The following is a 347-nucleotide window of genomic DNA, read 5'->3' as shown; positions in this document are numbered from 1 at the left end:
GAGTGTGATCCATGTGCATGCAAAATGCAGGTAGATCTCTTTGGGTAGAAGGGTCTGTCGCTAAAATCTTTAACTGCTCGCCTTCTTTCATCTTGCGCACTGCTTTGCGTACCATCATTACCGGTTCTGGGCAAAGTAGCGTTTTTACATTCAATAATTCCATTGTAGTTTTTCCTTGGTCAGTTGTTAAACGTGTTTAAGTAGGGGAAGCCCTAGCTACTTAGGTATGTTTATTGGCTGTGATTACAGCTAGTAGTTGATGCAGTTTGGTAGCCATACACGGTTAGTTTCGTTTTTAAATGAGCGTATTACAGGTGTCTCCGAGAGATTCGGAAGTTATGTAAAAC

General features: G+C 41.5%; 1 protein-coding gene. It reads right to left on the bottom strand.

Annotation, left to right across the window (positions count from 1 at the left end; all coding sequences use genetic code 11):
* On the bottom strand, positions 1-163 hold a 163-nt coding region (gene tusA, locus AB4585_RS24895), incomplete at its 3' end, for a sulfurtransferase TusA (RefSeq protein WP_372171428.1).
* Between the last annotated feature and the right edge of the window lie 184 nt (positions 164-347).

This window comes from Vibrio sp. 10N.222.49.C9, assembly GCF_041474985.1.
GTDB classification, from domain to species: Bacteria; Pseudomonadota; Gammaproteobacteria; order Enterobacterales; family Vibrionaceae; genus Vibrio; species Vibrio crassostreae_C.
The sequence above is the reverse complement of the archived record's forward strand: the minus strand, read 5'-3'. Positions and strand labels throughout refer to the sequence as shown.